Below are 1,153 nucleotides of genomic sequence, written 5' to 3'. Positions count from 1 at the left end.
CCCAAGTACAACGAGTACAAGAAGGCCGACAGCGACCACCTCCTGGAGACCACCGGCCGCGAGCTGCGCAAGCTCATGAGCTGGGTCAACGACGACGAGGCGTAGCCGCGAGACGGCCGACGGACGTCCGGCCCCCGGTGCGCTAAAGCGCCTGCGGGGACCGGACGCCGCGCCGTCCGGGACTCCCCGGATAGCCTGGGGAAATGCTCACCGAAGTCACAGCGACCCGCTGCGTCACGCCCCTGCGGGAGGGCGGATCGCTGCCCGGGATCGTCGAGGCCGACGATCTCGGCACCTATGTCATGAAGTTGTCTACCACGTTGCGCTGACCTGGAGCGATGCAGCTCCAGTCGCCTCTGACCAGCGCCGATGAATGTTTCAGGGTCTTTCAGGGGCGTGCCGTTTTATGTAGTCGATTCTCCCCAGACGCCCCCCAGTAGCTCCAATCCTCCCCAGATTCTCCCCAAGGAGGGCCGCGGTGAAGGACGTCAGGAGACGAAACTTGGCGCTGTCGCAGACACGCTGAGTGGCTGTAGCGGGCGCTCAGCTGGCATCCCAGGGGTGATCTCGGCTCCGAGATCACCGCCCAACTCTCGGCGTCGCTTGAATTCTGACCCTCTGACGGCGGATCAAAAGTGACCCACTTGGTGATCTTCGCTTGAACCTGATCTTGATGGAAGGTCAGGAGGGAGAGGGTGATCCTCGTGGAGGACTGGGCAGAGATCCGTAGGCTGCACCGGGCTGAGCAGATGCCGATCCGGGCAATCGCGCGGCATCTGGGCATCTCGAAGAACACGGTCAAGCGGGCCCTGGCCACGGACCGGCCGCCGAAGTACGAGCGTCCGTCCCAGGGGTCGGTCGTGGACGCGGTCGAGGTCCAGATCCGTGAGCTTTTGCGGGAGACTCCGACGATGCCGGCCACCGTGATTGCTGAGCGGATCGGGTGGGAACGCGGGATGACGGTCCTCAAGGACCGGGTGCGGGACCTGCGGCCTGCCTATGTGCCAGTCGATCCGGTCTCGCGCACGACGTATCGGCCCGGCGAGCTGGCCCAGTGCGACCTGGTGGGGGGCCTTCCCCGTGATCGTGGACACCGGTTCAACTACGCTGGCCACCGCCGCATGACAACCGGTGTCCACGATCACGGGGAAGG

At 65.2% G+C, this 1,153-nt stretch carries 2 protein-coding genes and 1 pseudogene; all 3 read left to right on the top strand.

What is annotated here, in order from left to right; all coding sequences use genetic code 11:
* A pseudogene (locus tag ACFVX4_RS39340) lies at positions 1-105 on the top strand (ketol-acid reductoisomerase); the annotation flags it as partial.
* Positions 106-203: 98 nt separating this feature from the next.
* Positions 204-329, top strand: a complete 126-nt coding sequence (locus ACFVX4_RS39335; RefSeq protein WP_389987524.1) for a hypothetical protein — start codon at positions 204-206, stop codon at positions 327-329.
* Positions 330-695: 366 nt separating this feature from the next.
* Positions 696-1,153: helix-turn-helix domain-containing protein (locus ACFVX4_RS39330; RefSeq protein WP_389987515.1), on the top strand; the 458-nt coding region annotated here is incomplete at its 3' end.

It is taken from the genome of Streptomyces sp. NPDC058240 (assembly GCF_042882135.1).
In the GTDB taxonomy this organism is placed as follows: Bacteria; Actinomycetota; Actinomycetes; order Streptomycetales; family Streptomycetaceae; genus Streptomyces.
Note: the sequence above shows the minus strand (reverse complement) of the source record. Positions and strands in the feature narration are given on the sequence as shown.